Below are 14,055 nucleotides of genomic sequence, written 5' to 3'. Positions count from 1 at the left end.
CACCACCCGATACGCGCCCTAGCTCCGCGGGACGTCCTTGACGAACACGATGCCGTCGCTGTCCGCCAGGTGGGCCGGGTCAAGCGGGGCGTAGCCGAACCAGGGGGAGACGCGGGGCGCGGGCCGCGTGTCGCCGAGGGCGGCGGCCAGCCGCGGGGCGTCGATGACGCAGCGGTCCTCCGGGAGCGCGTACAGGAGTCCTTCGACGGTGTCCGGCGGCGGCGTGTCCACTCCCCGGTGCCGGATCGTGCCGAGGGCCGTGGCCACGAAGGCGTACTCCTCACCGAGCTGGGCGCTCGCCAGCGCACCGGCGCTCCACCACTCCACCAGCGGCTGGTCCCACATGCGCATCGTGCTCTTCCCCCGCTGGAGATGGGAGTTGTGGGCGTGCACGAGTGCCGGGCCCCGAGCGGCGACGGCGAGGAGGTTGTGGGCCATCATCTGGTCCCGCACGCCCACCAGCCGGGTCATGCGAGCCGGTGAGGTGTCGGCCATCCAGTGGTGGTAGCGCAGCAGGCCGGTCGCGGTGCGCCCGTACAGGCGCGCCCGGTCCCAGTCGTCCCGCGAGGTCGCTGTGATCAGGTGCGGTGTCTGCGTGTCGAGCAGCGCCTCCAGATCGTCGGCGAGCAGCCGCAGTTGACCGGCCTCGGTCGACTGCCCCACGGACTGGGACGGGTCCGTCATCGCGGCGGGATCGGTCCACCGGTCGTCGGCGCCGAGCAGGCGGTCGAGCGTTTCCTCGGTGCAGGGGAGCAGGCCCGCGTCCACCTGGGCCGAGAGGTAGCTGTGGAGTGCGGTGAGGGCCCGCCGGGGGCTCGCGGCGCCGGTGATCTCCAGCGGGCCGTCGAAACCGGCGAAGCGCAGCCGCTCGGACGCGGGCCGGCCGTCGTTGTGGGCGCGCATCCAGCGCACGAGCTCGCGGTTGGCCGCGGAGGTGCCCAACCCCAGGTCGGGGTGGCTGAATCCGTGCTCCATGGCCTCGTCGAGAGTGCCCGTGCCCGAGGTGACGTAGTCGTCCACGACCAGGCCCGCCATGCAGTCGCTCTCGATCGCGATCGTCCGGTAGCCCTCCTGCTCGACGAGCTGCCGGAAGAGCTCGTTGCGCAGGTCGAGCAGAGCGTCCTCGCCGTGGGTGGGCTCGCCCAGGGCCAACAGCCGCGGCCGGGCCGGGAGCAGCCTCATGACGGCGGCAGCCTCGACGGCATGGGCGGTGCCCTTGATGTCAGCATCCATGCCTTAAACGGTATCGTTGAACCTTCGATTGAAACTTTCCCGCGATACCGGCAGGACCATGGGACGAAACCTTCAAACCAATGGGCGACTCAGGCCGGTTGATCTGGCCCGCGGGCACGGTCTGTCCACGCAGGCGATCAGGAACTACGAGGAGGCCGGCATCCTTCCGGCCGCCGCTCGCACCCCCCACGGCTACCGCACCTATACCTCCGTGCACGCGGGGGCCCTGCGCGCGTTTCTTGCCCTGGTGCCCGGCCACGGCCACCGGACGGCGACGTCGATCATGCGGGCCGTGAACCAGGGCGCGGTCGACGAGGCGTTCCGTCTCATCGACGAGAGCCACGCCCAACTCCTCGACGACCGGCGGACCCTCCAGGCCGTGGCGAGCGCCCTCCGCGACCTGGAGCCCACCACGACGCCCGAGCCCGGCGCGGGGTCCGAGCCGGCCGCGGTGTCCGGGCCGGGCGCCACGTTCATCGGGCCGCTGGCAGGAAAGCTCGGGATCCGGCCCGCGACGCTGCGCAAATGGGAGCGCGCCGGGCTGGTGCGCCCGGGCCGCGACCCGCGGACCGGGTACCGCGTCTACGACGAGGCCGACGCACGGGACGCCCGGCTGGCCCACCAGCTCAGGCGGGGCGGCTACCTGCTGGAGCAGATCGCCCCGCTGATCGACCAGGTGCGGGCGGCCGGCGGGCTGGAGCCGCTTCAGGCCGCACTGCGCGACTGGCACGGCCGGCTGTCCGCCCGCGGGCGGACGATGCTGACCGGCGCCGCAGAGCTGGAGGCGTACCTCCGAGAGCGCGGATGAGACGTCGGCCGCCGGTGCCCCACAGCCGGTTGTTCGCCGCCTCCCGCACGGTGCCCACCGGCCGGGCCGGCCGGGTGACGCCGGGCAGCAGCACCCGGCGCCCACTCAGCTCTTCGCGTACGTCGGCGAAGTCCCGCAGAGCAGAACCGCTTCAACTCCGCCCGCGACGGCGCCCCGTGAAACGACCCGTACCGCGCCGCCTGCCCGTCCGTCGGAAACCCGACCGCCGGACCACGGCGCTGCGAAGATCGACGACATCGACCCGCGAAGGCTCCGCCGTACGGTCACCCCAGGTCGAATCGCCGTTCGGGGGCTACGAGGGCTTAGCGCACGATCTGACAGGGACCGTTCCTCAACCCCCGTGCACACGACTGTGCGAGGCTCGTCCCATGCGCTACATCATCATCGGGGCAGGGGCGGTCGGGGGCACGGTCGGCGGACGGCTGGCCGAGGCCGGGCAGGAGGTCGTGCTGGTCGCGCGCGGCGCGCACGGGGCGGCGCTCACGGAAGGCGGACTGCGGCTCAGGGTGCCGGAGGGCGAACTGACGTACCGGCTGCCCGTCGTCGACGGACCGGGCGCACTCGGCCCGCTGCGCGCCGACGACGTCCTCGTCCTCGCCGTCAAGACCCAGGACGACGAGGCGGCACTCCAGGCGTGGGGCCCGGCCCCGGTCGAGGGCGGCGGCACGGCAGCAGAGCGGCTGCCGTTGGTCTGCGCGCAGAACGGGGTGGAGAGCCCGCGCCTGGCCCTGCGCCGTTTCCGGTACGTCTACGGCGTCTGCGTCTGGCTGCCCGCCACCCACGTCGAACCCGGCGTGGTCTTGGCCGCCGGCACCCCGCTCACCGGCATCCTCCATCTCGGCCGGTACCCGCACGGCACCGACGACACGGTCCACCGGATCGCCGACGACCTGGAGAAGGCGCGCTTCGAGGCACCGGTCGTGCCGGACGTCTCCCGCTGGCAGTACGCGAAGCTGCTGTCCAACCTGGGCAACGCCCTGGAAGCGGTGAGCGGCCCGGTCGGCGACCCCGAGGCCGAGGCGCTGCTCGCGCGGGTGCGGGCCGAGGGCGAGGCCGTGCTGCACGCCGCCGGGATCGCGTATGCGAGCGCCGAGGAACAGCGGGCGGCACGCGGCGGCAAGGTCACCCTCGTCCCGCTCGACGGCGTCCCACGCGGCGGCGGTTCCTCCTGGCAGTCCCTCAGCCGCGGCGCGGGCAGCATCGAGGCCGACTACCTCAACGGAGAGATCGCGCTCCTCGGCCGCCTCAACGGCGTGCCGACCCCGCTGAACGAGTTGCTGCAACGGCTTGCGAACGAGTTCGCACGGGAGCGGCGGGCACCCGGGTCGCTGCCGGTGGGGGAGCTGCTCCGACTGGCCGACGAGGCTGTCGCGTTTGTTCGAGAAGGGTGACCAGGCGTCTTCCTGGCGTGGCGTGCATGAAGTACGACCAGAGGCACCAGTGCGTGTCCGAGCGTGCCGCCGACGGCGTCGCGCGATGCTCAAGTGGGCCACTGAAACGATCGATTCCGTGTGGCGGGGAGGCCGCCGACCCCGTCAGCGAGCGGTCAGGACGACCCCGCTCACGCTCGGGTGCCTCAGATAGTCCAGGACGCTGTGCGGCCACCAGCGCGCGACGCTGATGTCCGCAAGCTGCTCCACCTCCAAGAAGACGCGGGCGAGTTCACCCTTCGGTACGGCGACGAAGTCCCCGACATCGGCCACGTCGACCCAACGCCGCACGTTGTCGGGCTTCGCGCCGAAACCGTTCACCGGCGCGGGATCGAGCCGTTGGAACACAGCGTGCGGGAGGGCTAGGGGCGAGCCGAGCGTGAGGAGCAGAGGTACGTCGAGTTCGTCGCCGAGGCCGTGCAAGGCCTCGTACGCGACGACGCTTCCCAGCGAGTGGGCGATGACGACGTCCGGGCGGTGGCGCAAAAGGGCCGCCCGGACGCGATCGAGCACGACCTCGCGCCCGCCGTTGAAGTAGCGAGTGACCTCGGGAAAGAACAGCTTCACCGTCTTCTCGACCACCGCGGGGTTCTCTCCGCTGCGCCGGGCGACCTCCCCGCAGATCCAGCGCAGCCAGCCGGTGGCCCGCCCTTGGACCCCGTCCGGGGCGACGCCCCAGGCGAGCGCCCACTGCTCGACGAGCGCGGTCTCGGCCTCGTCCAGGTCGTCGACCTCGCCTTCGCCCTGCCGCTGGCTTCGGAGCAGGTCGGCGTAGTAGGCGGTGTCCAGGTCGAGGGCGGGGACGATGGCGCCAAGGGCTTCCAGCCAGTCGGTGCGCAGGCGTTTGGCGCCGAGGGCCGGGGTGGTGTCGACGGCTTTGTAGTTGCGGACGCCGTGGACGCCCAGGACTCGGGTCATGCGGGGGATTCCTCCGAGGTGTCGGTGGGGCAGTCGTAGACCGCGAGGGCGCCGTCGATGGCGACGAGCAGCCGGTCCGGGCCGGCGAAGTCGATGACGTCGGGTGAGTCGGGCAGCGGGATGCGGTGGGTGGGGCGCAGGGTCTCGATTTCCCACACCTTGACGGCAAAGGTCTTCGAGCCGGCCTCCTCGGAGCTCAGCGCGAAGCATCGGCTGTCCGGGGAGAACGCCATGGCGAGAACGGACCCGCTGCCGATGTGGAGGACGTCGTTCGTCGGTGGCGTCGAGCCGAGGCGAACGACGTGGAACCGGTTGCCGCGCACCACGGCGACGATGGTGCGGCTGTCGGGGGAGAAGCGCAGATCCGCACTGGGACTGCTGGGGCCGAGATACACGGTTTCCAGTCGACGGCCCGTGACGGCGTCGTGCAGAATCAGGAGGTCGTCCTGGTCGACTGCTGCCACGAGACGGCCGTCCGGTGAGGTCACGGCATCGACGGAATGGAAGCGGGTCAGCTGGGGCACGTCTGTGCGCTGAGTGAACCGATTCCACAGCCGCAGTCGGCCGTCCGAGTGACTGCTCACCAGGAGCGCGGGTTGGGCGGGATGAAAGACGGCTCCGAAAATGTGGCCGTTGCCGCCGAGATTCCCGACCTCTTCCTTCGCCGCCAGGTCGATGACACGCACCGTCCTCCACTCGGTGACGGCGAGCAGAGACCCGTCACCGGAGAAGGAGAGGTTCTCGCCGGATGAGGTCTCACCGAGCGGAATTCGATCCGTCCGCTGGAACGTCCCGCACGACCACAGGGTGACGGCGTCGCTGTGCAGCAGCGCCAGCAGGCGGCCGTCGGAGGAGAAGGCGACGGCCTGTGTTTCCGCAGTCGTGAGCGAAACCGGTTCCCAGGTCTCCGTGTGCCACAGGGTCGTGCCTTCTCCACCGCACGCGGCCAGCAGGCGTCCGTCGGGACTGAAGAGCACGTCAACCGCCTCCTTGCTCTGCGGAAGCCGATTCGCCTCGACCGGCCCGCTGTCGCTGATGTGCCAGACGGAAACGTCGAGTTCCGCGCTTGCGACGGCAAGGAGACGTCCGTCCGGGGAGAAGGCCAGACCCATGGGCGTGCCCGTGCGGAACGTGTCCTCCTCCCACGGTTTGCCGAGGAAGACACGGTTGTGGACGTCCCAGAGCTGGACGTTGCGCGTCCAGGTGCCGGTGGAGAAGGCCAGGAACCGACCGTCCGGAGAGAAGACGATGCAGTTGATCAAACCGCTGAGCGACTGGGCGGGCACGCGCTCCACCTGCCGCCAGGTCTCCGTCTCCAGGAGCTGCACGCCGCTGCCCGTGCGGAGCGCGAAGAGGCTTCCGTCGGGGGAGATGGCCACGGGACCGTACTCTGCTTCCGTCTCGATGAACTGGGACGTGTCGTCGTACCGGCCACCGGTGGCCCACACGAGCGAGTGCGCGGCTGCCTCGGGCTGGAGGGCGACGTGCGGCACGATGCCGGCGAAGAGGGTGCGATGGTCCGGCATGCCGAGCCGGTCGGCGTCGTAGACGAACACCGAGGCGCGGTCGGCGGCGCTGCGGAGCTTTCCGTGGGCCGGCCAGGACGCGGTGAGCAGACGACGATACGCGGCGGCCTCAGCGGACCCGCACAGGTCGATGGCCCGGTGGTCCTGACGCGCGTCGAAGCGGATGAGGAAGTACGGGTCGGTCAGCAGGGCCTCGGCGACCTCGGGCGCGTCGGCGGCCATGACGTGCCCCAGGGCGTGCTGGAGGACATACGGCTCCGCAGAGTGCCACCGGTCCGCCGAGTCGCCCGCGTGCCCGGCCATGAAGGGACCCACGACCCTCCCCAGCAGGTCGCGTTCGAGCGCGAGGCTCTGCTGCTCGTCCACCGGGTCCGAACTGAAGGGGTGGTCGCGCAGGTAGTCCGCGAGCCCCTGCTGGAAGATTCGGTACAGCGTCTTGCTCTCGCGGTCGGCACCGGTCCGCAGGTACGGGGAGGCCTCGCGCAGGGTCCTTTCGAGTTCGGCGTCCGTGATGTCGTGGGCGTTGAACGCCCTGAGGCACCGGCCCAGTGTCACCCGGGGCATTCCGTCGCCCTTGGAACGGGCCAGCACCGCGAGGACCGCGCGTGCCGCGGGATGCTCCGTCAGGACGGCCTCCAGCAACTGCGGGAGGTCTGCGGACGCCTGCCCGCCGTAGGCCCTGGCGAGGGTCTCGTTCTCTGGCGGCGTCTGGAGCGTCAGCAGGTAGTGGGCGTACAACCCCGCCAGCAGGAAGGGCCCCCACGGGCTGTCCGCCCGCACTCCGTCGACGATCCTCTTGGCTCCGAGCTTCGCCAGCAGTTCGACGAAGCATGCCGAAGTCCCGGTCACATACGGCTCGGTCGTCCTGAGCAGACGCTCGATGTAACGGCGTACGTCCTCTTCCACCGTGGTCGGATCCGCGCTGTCCAGGTCGATGCTCTCACCGGTGAAGTCGGCCATGTCCGCGTTGAAGTACAACGCGTCGACCACTTCGCGTCGGCCACCGAACAGGACCCTGCACGGCGCCGCCCCCGCACGGCTGCGCCGCTTCTGCGGTGCAACGAGCACGGCCACGAGGTCCAGCACCGACTGCGGATTGCTGCTCTCGTCCACCGCGTCGATCACCAGGAGACGCTTCTTGCCCTCCTGTTCCAGAGCCTTCCTGAGCAGTCGGGGGGTCCAGTGCACCTCCTGCTCCTCGGCCTTGCCGACTCCCTTCCCCTCCCGCTCGTCCTGCTCCTCGTCCCTCGGTGGCCTGAGATCCGCCAACCGTACGATCCTGTCGACCAGTTGCTGCCCCGAGCGCTGCCGCGCATGGACGGCCACCATGTCCGGCACCTCAGGGAGCCCGGGACCGGCCTGCGCCCACAACTCATGGCAGCGGTCGCGCAGTTCGGGGTGGGCGGCGCATACGATCAGGCCCAGCAGGCCGGACTTGCCCGCACCCGCCGCGCCCGTCACCGTCAACAGCGGGCCGTCGCCCGCCTGCCACTCCACATACTGGCGCAGCTGCGCCGCACGGCCGGAGAAGAAGCCCTCCCTGCCGTCGGCCGAGACAAGGCCGCGTCCCGAAGCGCGGTCGTAGAAGTAGACCGCGTCCTCGACCTCTTCACCCGCGGCGATCCTTGTCCCGAGGTCCTTGCGCAGGTCCTCCTCACCGGGGACGTATCCCAACGAGCGGCGCTCCATGCGCAGTTGCTCGGGAGAGAGACCGGCCGTCTTGGGGTTCGGCAGGAACGGCCAGTCACCGTCCCCCTGTTCGAGATTGAAGCCGAGGGATATGCGCCAGGAGGAGTTGACCCGGCGGCCCACGGCGACGAGCTTGCGGACGAACTCGGTGAAGTTCACCGAGTCGTCGTTGAGCGTGAAGTCCTCGTCCCAGACCTGCTGAAGCGCCGTGGCGATCCAGTGGCTGAAGCGCCCCTGCTCCGTCGGCAGACTGCTGATGGTCGCGCCCAGCGCCCACACACCCCGCTCGGAGTTCTGCTCGGCGAGCGACTGCCGTCCCGTCGCGGTTCCCGCCGAGCACGTGTCGACCAGGAAAACCACGCGCCGCTGGTTCCCGCCGCGTGCGATCTCCTGCTGGGCCTTCTCGATCCACCGGTCGACGTCGACCACGCGGTCGTCGTGCGCCACGAGACCCAGCCGGCCGTTGCGGTCCCGGCGGCCGTGGCCGATCAGATGGACCACGATGACGTCGGCCGGGTCGGGATCGTCGACCAGTCGGCGGCGCAGCAGGGCGTCGATCTCTCCCTCGGTTCCGTCCAGGCAGGGCGGCTCCATCGTCACCCCGAAAGGGTCGAAGGCCCACTGGACCTCGCTCATCCGGGCTGAGACGAAGCCAAGCTCCTCCATGGACGATCCGTCATCGAAACTCCCCACCCCGATCGACAGGAGGGATACGGTGCGAGCTCCCCGATGGTTGTGCGGTCTTTCCAACTCGTCTCCCCCAGCCGCTGCGTCGGCGTGCACCTGGGAACCCCCTCCCGGCACGGCCTCCCGAAGCTACAGGGTTCCAGGTCACCCCACCTCCCGTCAGCCCCTTCCCCCCGCCGCCGTCCCGACCACCGCGCCGTCGGCGCTCCCGCGAGCCTCCTGCCAGCGCCGGCCTTCATCCCTGCCGCGGACCTGCCCGCGCCGACGATGTCCCGGTGGACGACCGTGGTGCCGGCGTCGGCGAAGACGCGCCCGGTCTGTACCCGATGGCTTGGCGCGTGTTGGGAGCCTGGCGTGTCCGGGGCTGTCGGCCCGTGCTCCTGGTCTGGCCGCGGAGCACCTGTTCGCCTGGGTCCGCGGTGTCGGCCCGGCACGTGTTGACGGTCCGGGTGGTGCCCCTGGCCCGCGTCCACGCCGTCGGCCCGGTCCGAGTCGTGTGCCCCGCCAGTACCTCAGCCCGGTCAGGGGCGCACGCCGTCGGTCCGGCCGTCGGTCATGTCCTCGGGCACAGCTGTCACGCGCCGACGGCCGCCGGCACCGGTAGCCGCGCCGCGTCGTACCGCTCCAGCAGCACCTGCGCCACCTCCGGCGCCGGGCCCAGCACCTCGGCCAGGACGTCCGCCTGAGCCGCGCCGCGCGCGATGCGGTCCGGCAGGAAGCCGGGGGCCAGGACGTACGGTGCGACGGCGACCCGCGAGCAGCCCAGCGCCCGCAGTTCGCTCACCGCGTCCTCGGTGCGTGGGAGAGATGCGGAGGCGAACGCAGGCCGCACGGCACACCAACCGGTGCGCCGCCACTCCCGCGCGATTTCTGCGATCACTGCGATCGCCTCCGGGTCCGTGGACCCCGCCGAGGCCAGCACGACCCCGGTCGAGGACTTGTCGGCGGGCGTCAGCCCCGCCTCGTACAGCCGCCGCTCGAGGGCGGTGAGCAGCAGCGGCGAGGGGCCGAGCACCTCGGCCTGCCTGATCCGCAGCTGCACCGGCGCCTCCCGCAGGACCGCCGGGATGTCCGCCTTCGCGTGGAAAGCGCGGGTCAGCAGCAGCGGCAGCGCCACGACGTCCCGCACGCCCTGCGCCGCCAGCGACTCCAGCACCCCGTGCACGGACGGGACGGTGAAGTCCAGGAAACCGGTCTCCACGCGCAGCCCCGGCCGCAGCGACCGCACCCGCCGCACCAGGGCGTGGACGGCTCCGGCATGCCGCGGGTCGCGGCTGCCGTGGGCGATCACCACAAGGACGGGGGGAACCGGTTTCCTGTACATGCGACTTCGGCTCAGCCCTTCACCAGCAGACCGCGGCTGCGCAGCACCCACCGCTCCAGCGGGCTGAAGATCAGCAGATCGATGGCGATGCCGACGAACAGGATGAGCAGGATCGCCTCGAACACCATCGACATGTCACTGGCGTTGCGGCCGTTCTCCAGCAACTGACCGAGACCGACGCCGAGATCGGGGAAGGACGCGATGATCTCCGCCGCCATCAGCGAACGCCAGGAGAACGCCCAGCCCTGCTTCAGACCCGCCACATAACCCGGCAGCGCGGCCGGCAACGTGATGTGAACGGTTCCCCTCAGACCCGTCGCCCCCATCGTGCGACCCGCCCGCAGGAACAGCGGCGGCACCTGGTCGACGCCCGACACCAGCCCGTTGGCGATGGACGGCACCGCGCCGAGCAGGATCACCGCGTACATCATCGAGTTGTTCAGACCCAGCCACAGCACCGCCGGCGGCACCCACGCCACCGACGGCAGCGACTGCAGACCGGACAGGATCGGGCCGATCGCCGCCCGCACGAACTTCACCCGCGCCACCAGCAGACCGAGCGGGGTGCCGATCGCCAGGGCGAAGAGGAAGCCGAGCAGACCGCGCGAGACGCTGGTCCAGATGTATCCGAGCAGCGTGCCCTCGAGCCAGGAGTCCCGGAACGTCCGCCCGACGTCCAGGGGCGAGACCAGCTTCGTCGGATCGTCGACCACCTTGAAGGTGATCTGCCAGACGACCACCAGCAGCGCGGTCGCGATGATCGGCGGCAGGATCTTGTCGACGAAGGTCCGCCGGAACGGCGTCCGGCCGGTGGGCGCGACCACGTCCAGCGCGTCGAGACCCGCCTCCACACCGGCCAGCTCGGTGGTGGCCGCCTTCGTCACCGTCGTCTTCGTCTCAGTGCTGGCCATGACGGCGGATCTCCCCACGCAGGACTTCGGTGATCTCGATGGACAGTTCCGCCACGGGGGCGTCCTCGATCCGGCGCGGCTGCGGGATGTCGACCGTCCATTCGCGCGCCACCCGGCCGGGCCGGGAGGACAGCAGGACGACACGCTGTGCGAGCCGCACCGCCTCGCGCACGTTGTGCGTGACGAACATGACGGACAGCCCCGTCTCCTCCCAGATCCGGGTCAGCTCGTCGTGCAGCACGTCGCGCGTGATGGCGTCCAGCGCCGCGAACGGCTCGTCCATCAGCAGCAGTTGACTTTCCTGCGCGAGAGCGCGGGCCATCGCCACCCGCTGCCGCATACCGCCGGAAAGCTCGTGAACACGCTTTCCGTACGCGCCCTTCAACCGGACCAGTTCGAGCAGCTCCTCGGCCTTGCCGCGCCGCTCGGGCTTCGCGACTCCCCTGAGCTTCAGGGCGAGCTCGATGTTCTTGCCCGCGGTCAGCCACGGGAAGAGGGCGTGCTCCTGGAACATCAGCGCCGGGCGGCCGTCCGTCGTGATGGAACCGGCGGTGGGCTCGTCGAGCCCCGCCACCAGGTTCAGCAGCGTGGACTTGCCGCAGCCCGAGGCCCCCAGGAGGGTGACGAACTCGCCGGGAGCGACATCGAGGGTGATGTCGTCCAGGACGAGCTGCTGCCCGCCCGGTCCCGCGAAGGACTTCGAGACGTGCTCAAGGCGTGCCGCGTACTCCACGGACTCGGTGGACTCTGCGGCCGTGGCGAGGGTCGTGGCCATGGTCGTCACCTCCTGGGAACTCATCGGACTTCGATCAGCTGACGCCGAGACCGGCGTCGTCGACCGCGGACTCGCCCTCGGCCTTGAGGACCTTGTTCAGGATCGTCAGGTCGTAGATGCCCTTGAGGTCGGGCTGCTTCAGAAGACCCGCCTTGACCGCGTGCTCCGCCTCGGTGTTGAGGGTGGAGGCCAGCGGGTCGTTGATGAACTGGATCGACGTCCACGCCGGGTCCAGGACGTTCGTCGGCAGCGCCTTGCCGGAGTCCGCCTCCAGCTGCTTGTTCGCCGCGGCCTTGGCCTCCGCCGGATTCGCGGCGATCCACTTGTTGGCCTCGACCGAGCCCTTCAGCACGGCCTCGACGACCTTCGGGTGCTGCGTGAGGAACTTCTGAGACACGATGATGTTCGTGATCACGAACTTCTTGTCGGGCCACAGCGACGCCTCGTCGAGCAGCACCTTGCCGCCCTCGGCGACCAGCTTGGACGCGGTCGGCTCCGGCACCCAGGCGCCGTCGATCGAACCGGCCTTGAAGGCGTCCGGCGTCACCTTGTTGTCACTGCGGACGACGGTGACGTCACCCTTGCCGCTCTGCGCGTCGACCTTCCAGCCCTGCTCCGCGATCCAGTTCAGAAACGCCACATCCTGCGTGTTTCCAAGCTGAGGCGTCGCGATCTTCTTGCCCTTGACGTCCTTCAGGGACTTGACCTTGTCCGGGTCGACGACGAGCTTCACCCCGCCGGACGCCGAACCGCCGATGATGCGCAGGCTCTTGCCGTCGGACTTGGTGTAGCCGTTGATCGCCGGGGAGGGGCCGATCCAGCCGATGTCGATGGAACCGGCGTTCAGCGCCTCGATCTCGGACGGGCCCGCGTTGAAGGTCGCGTACGACGCCTTGGTGGCGCCCAGCGCCTTCTGGAAGATGCCCTGCTCACGGCCGACCAGGGCGGTCCCGTGCGTCAGATTGCCGAAGTAGCCGATCTTGACGGAGTCGAGCCCGTCGATCTTCTCCGATCCGGCGGCGACCTTCTCGTTGGCGTTGTCTTCCTTGGCCTCGGAACCGTAACCGCAGGCTGCGAGGGCGAGAAGGGGGAGTGCGGCGACCACGGCGAGGCCGCGGCGAAGAGGCGTCGAGCGCAGTGTCGGGCGATTGGCAGGCACGGGAGGGGTTCCTCTCGTTGGCCCGGCGGTCACGGTCTTTCAGGTCGTGGCCGGGAAATCGGCAAAGGGTCTTCGTCGCTTCCGGGACGTCGGGTGGGGGGAGAGGGCGCGCAGGCAGTGCGCGTACGTCAGCGTGCACATCGCGCCACTCCGCCCTGCCCGCTGCCGAGGGCGCCGCTGCCGATGCGGCCGCCCTCCTTCGCGAACGTCGAGTAGAAATCGGTTGGGTTCATGTCTTTAGAAGTCCCAGCCGTCGTCGTCGGACTCGTCCTTGACCGGCACCGGCGACGCGAACGACTCGCCGACCATGCCCGCGGTGAGCGTGGTGCCGTCGGCCGGGTCGATCAGGATGAACGAGCCCGTACGGCGCGAGTCCGCGTAGGAGTCCACCGGAAGCGGCTGTGCCGTGCGGATCTTCACCCGGCCGATGTCATTGGCGACGAGCTGTCCCGGGTGCGGGTGCAGGGACAGGTCGTCGAGCGTGAGACGGGACGGGATGTCCCTGACGATCGCCTTCACGGTACGGGTGCCGTGCTTGATCAGCACCCGGTGCCCGACCGTCAGCGGCTGGTCGGCCACATGGCACACGGTCGCCTCGACGTCCTGCGTGGTGGGCGGCGCGTCCTTGGTCGGCACGATCAGGTCGCCGCGCGAGATGTCGATGTCGTCCGCGAGCAGCACGGTCACCGACTGGGTCGTCCACGCCACGTCCACCGGCTCGCCCAGCAGGTCGATGCCGGAGATCGTCGAGGTACGGCCGGACGGCAGCACCGTAACCGCCTCGCCCACCCGGAACGTGCCGGCCGCGATCTGGCCCGCGTAGCCCCGGTAGTCCGGGTGCTCGGCGGTCTGCGGCCGGATCACGTACTGCACGGGCAGCCGCGCGTGGCAGTGCGCCAGGTCGTGACTGACGGGAACCGTTTCCAGGTGTTCCAGGAAGGTCGGGCCGCCGTACCAGTCCATGTTCGCCGACGGATCCACCACGTTGTCCCCGGCGAGAGCCGAGATCGGGATCGCGGTGACCTCGGGAACGCCCAGCTCTCCCGCGTACGCCGTGAACTCCTCGGCGATCGCCGCGAAGACGGCTTCCCGGTACTCGACGAGGTCCATCTTGTTGACGGCGAGCACGACGTGCGGGACCCGCAGCAGAGCCGCGATCGCCGCGTGCCGACGGGTCTGTTCCACAACCCCGTTACGGGCGTCGACCAGGATCACCGTCAGCTCGGCCGTGGAGGCACCCGTCACCATGTTGCGGGTGTACTGCACATGACCGGGCGTGTCGGCGAGGATGAACCGGCGCCGGGGCGTGGCGAAGTAGCGGTAGGCCACGTCGATGGTGATGCCCTGCTCGCGTTCGGCGCGCAGACCGTCGGTGAGGAGCGCCAGGTCGGGGGTTTCCTGGCCGCGGCTCGCCGAGACGCGCTCCACGGCCTCCAGCTGGTCGCTGAGGATCGACTTGGAGTCGTGCAGCAGCCGGCCCACCAGGGTGGACTTGCCGTCGTCGACGGAACCGGCGGTGGCGAACCGCAGCAGGGTCGTGGCCGAGAGTTCCTCGGAGGTGATCGTGCTCATGC

10 protein-coding genes are annotated in these 14,055 nt (G+C 70.3%); 2 read left to right on the top strand and 8 right to left on the bottom strand.

Annotated elements, in window-relative coordinates; translation table 11 throughout:
- Positions 1-18 precede the first annotated feature (18 nt).
- Complete coding sequence (locus ACIBTS_RS08855) at positions 19-1,233, bottom strand: erythromycin esterase family protein (protein ID WP_399317711.1); 1,215 nt, start codon at positions 1,231-1,233, stop codon at positions 19-21.
- A 58-nt stretch (positions 1,234-1,291) separates the two neighbouring features.
- Here ACIBTS_RS08855 and ACIBTS_RS08850 point away from each other — a divergent pair, with 58 nt between their 5' ends.
- Both ACIBTS_RS08850 and ACIBTS_RS08845 read left to right on the top strand, forming a co-directional pair.
- Positions 1,292-2,041, top strand: coding sequence for a TioE family transcriptional regulator (locus ACIBTS_RS08850; protein WP_399317709.1), 750 nt, complete (start codon positions 1,292-1,294; stop codon positions 2,039-2,041).
- 389 nt (positions 2,042-2,430) lie between these two features.
- The gene (locus ACIBTS_RS08845) at positions 2,431-3,453 is read left to right on the top strand and encodes a ketopantoate reductase family protein (protein WP_399317707.1); all 1,023 of its coding nucleotides are present in this window, start codon (positions 2,431-2,433) and stop codon (positions 3,451-3,453) included.
- 144 nt (positions 3,454-3,597) lie between these two features.
- On the opposite strand, the gene ACIBTS_RS08840 is transcribed toward ACIBTS_RS08845, so the two are convergent.
- The 7 genes from ACIBTS_RS08840 to ACIBTS_RS08810 form a co-directional block, all read right to left on the bottom strand.
- Entirely contained in the window at positions 3,598-4,410 is an 813-nt protein-coding gene (locus tag ACIBTS_RS08840; RefSeq protein ID WP_399317705.1) for a hypothetical protein, read from the bottom strand.
- Positions 4,407-8,291 carry a hypothetical protein gene (locus tag ACIBTS_RS08835; RefSeq protein WP_399317703.1) on the bottom strand — a complete coding sequence of 1,295 codons (3,885 nt, stop codon included), beginning with the start codon at positions 8,289-8,291 and terminating at the stop codon, positions 4,407-4,409. The genes ACIBTS_RS08840 and ACIBTS_RS08835 overlap by 4 nt, the downstream gene beginning before the upstream one ends.
- A gap of 595 nt (positions 8,292-8,886) precedes the next feature.
- Positions 8,887-9,636: a sirohydrochlorin chelatase gene (locus tag ACIBTS_RS08830; protein ID WP_399317701.1), complete on the bottom strand. Its 750-nt coding sequence runs from the start codon at positions 9,634-9,636 to the stop codon at positions 8,887-8,889.
- A gap of 11 nt (positions 9,637-9,647) precedes the next feature.
- Positions 9,648-10,547 carry an ABC transporter permease gene (locus ACIBTS_RS08825; RefSeq protein ID WP_399317700.1) on the bottom strand — a complete coding sequence of 300 codons (900 nt, stop codon included), beginning with the start codon at positions 10,545-10,547 and terminating at the stop codon, positions 9,648-9,650.
- Entirely contained in the window at positions 10,534-11,346 is an 813-nt protein-coding gene (locus ACIBTS_RS08820) for an ABC transporter ATP-binding protein (RefSeq protein WP_327318556.1), read from the bottom strand. The genes ACIBTS_RS08825 and ACIBTS_RS08820 overlap by 14 nt, the downstream gene beginning before the upstream one ends.
- Before the next feature lie 10 nt (positions 11,347-11,356).
- Complete coding sequence (locus ACIBTS_RS08815) at positions 11,357-12,481, bottom strand: aliphatic sulfonate ABC transporter substrate-binding protein (RefSeq protein WP_399317698.1); 1,125 nt, start codon at positions 12,479-12,481, stop codon at positions 11,357-11,359.
- A gap of 237 nt (positions 12,482-12,718) precedes the next feature.
- Positions 12,719-14,053 (bottom strand): sulfate adenylyltransferase subunit 1, encoded by a 1,335-nt coding sequence (locus ACIBTS_RS08810; protein WP_399317695.1) that lies wholly within the window; start codon positions 14,051-14,053, stop codon positions 12,719-12,721.
- Between the last annotated feature and the right edge of the window lie 2 nt (positions 14,054-14,055).

Origin of the sequence: Streptomyces sp. NPDC050121 (genome assembly GCF_044460385.1) — a bacterium.
Classification (GTDB): domain Bacteria; phylum Actinomycetota; class Actinomycetes; order Streptomycetales; family Streptomycetaceae; genus Streptomyces; species Streptomyces soliscabiei.
Note: the sequence above shows the minus strand (reverse complement) of the source record. Positions and strands in the feature narration are given on the sequence as shown.

Bases quoted from the DNA above. Each gene is read 5' to 3' on its own strand.
- ACIBTS_RS08855 (WP_399317711.1), bottom strand. From the start codon at position 1,233: ATGGATGCTGACATCAAGGGCACCGCCCATGCCGTCGAGGCTGCCGCC.
- ACIBTS_RS08850 (WP_399317709.1), top strand. From the start codon at position 1,292: ATGGGACGAAACCTTCAAACCAATGGGCGACTCAGGCCGGTTGATCTG.
- ACIBTS_RS08845 (WP_399317707.1), top strand. From the start codon at position 2,431: ATGCGCTACATCATCATCGGGGCAGGGGCGGTCGGGGGCACGGTCGGC.
- ACIBTS_RS08840 (WP_399317705.1), bottom strand. From the start codon at position 4,410: ATGACCCGAGTCCTGGGCGTCCACGGCGTCCGCAACTACAAAGCCGTC.
- ACIBTS_RS08835 (WP_399317703.1), bottom strand. From the start codon at position 8,291: ATGGAGGAGCTTGGCTTCGTCTCAGCCCGGATGAGCGAGGTCCAGTGG.
- ACIBTS_RS08830 (WP_399317701.1), bottom strand. From the start codon at position 9,636: ATGTACAGGAAACCGGTTCCCCCCGTCCTTGTGGTGATCGCCCACGGC.
- ACIBTS_RS08825 (WP_399317700.1), bottom strand. From the start codon at position 10,547: ATGGCCAGCACTGAGACGAAGACGACGGTGACGAAGGCGGCCACCACC.
- ACIBTS_RS08820 (WP_327318556.1), bottom strand. From the start codon at position 11,346: ATGAGTTCCCAGGAGGTGACGACCATGGCCACGACCCTCGCCACGGCC.
- ACIBTS_RS08810 (WP_399317695.1), bottom strand. From the start codon at position 14,053: ATGAGCACGATCACCTCCGAGGAACTCTCGGCCACGACCCTGCTGCGG.